The sequence below is a fragment of the Novosphingobium sp. DS6-6 genome (assembly GCF_057784975.1).
In genome coordinates, this window is sequence record NZ_JBYNTS010000028.1 from 1 (window position 1) to 1,011 (window position 1,011).

A 1,011-nucleotide genomic window follows, 5' to 3' on the forward strand; every position below is an offset into this window, starting at 1 on the left:
CTCGCGCAGAAGAGTTGACTTCCCACCGCCCGAACACCCCGAGATCACGACAAAGCGGGCTGTCATACCCTGCGGACCTGTTCATTGGAAAGTTCTATCATGAAAACACTTCAACTGGTTGGAGATTAGAGATTACGGTGACAGAGAGATTACGAGATTACGGTGACAGGTGCGTAAACCCCGAAATTGGCACGGATCAGCTCTGCAGGTAGCTATGCCATATGGCCCGTCTTCCACGCATGGTATTGCCCGGCATTCCGCATCATGTGACGCAGCGAGGCAATCGTCGTGAGCGGACGTTCTTTGAGGACGGGGATTATGCGCTCTATCTCGATCTGCTGGCCAACGCGGCTGAGCGATACGGGGTCGAGATATGGTCTTACTGCCTGATGCCCAATCATGTGCACATCATCGCCGTGCCCCGCGATGCAAAGGCGCTGGGGCGGGCGTTTCGTCATGTGCATCGGCATTACACCGGCTATGTGAATGCGCGCATGCGGGTGACCGGGCATTTGTGGCAAGGCCGGTTCAGTTCCGTGGCGATGGACGAAGCGCACCTGCACGCAGCCTTCCGCTATGTGGCGCTCAACCCTGTGCGGGCACGTTTGGTTGCGCGTGCGCAGGACTGGGCGTGGTCGAGCGTAAGGGCGCATTTTGCCGGGGCGGATGACCCGTGCTCGAGTGCCGAGCGGACAGGGGGGCGATTGGCATTGGCCCGTGCGATGTGCATGGGCCTCCCGGCGTGCAGACAGCCAGTCCGCTTTTTGGCGTTCGCGTGGGATGTTTGTGGGTTGGTTGCGGGGGCAGGATTTGAACCTGCGACCTTCAGGTTATGAGCCTGACGAGCTACCGGGCTGCTCCACCCCGCGATGGTGGCTGGTGGTGACGGTGCCCCCGTCGTGGAATGCGAGGGGGGTTTTGTTGGTCATGGGACATGTGATGGGTTTTGTGCGCGGGCTGCAATGCCTGGCGACGACCTACTCTTCCAACGCTTGAGCGTTAGTACCATTG

General features: G+C 59.6%; 1 protein-coding gene and 1 tRNA gene. One reads left to right on the plus strand and one right to left on the minus strand.

The window, feature by feature from the left end; all coding sequences use genetic code 11:
* Positions 1-239 precede the first annotated feature (239 nt).
* Positions 240-836, plus strand: a complete 597-nt coding sequence (locus AC3EDY_RS15940) for a transposase (RefSeq protein ID WP_488573473.1) — start codon at positions 240-242, stop codon at positions 834-836.
* Here the strand turns inward: AC3EDY_RS15940 and AC3EDY_RS15945 are convergent.
* A tRNA-Met gene (locus AC3EDY_RS15945) sits at positions 793-869 on the minus strand. The two genes, AC3EDY_RS15940 and AC3EDY_RS15945, sit on opposite strands and share 44 nt — an antisense overlap.
* Positions 870-1,011: the final 142 nt, after the last annotated feature.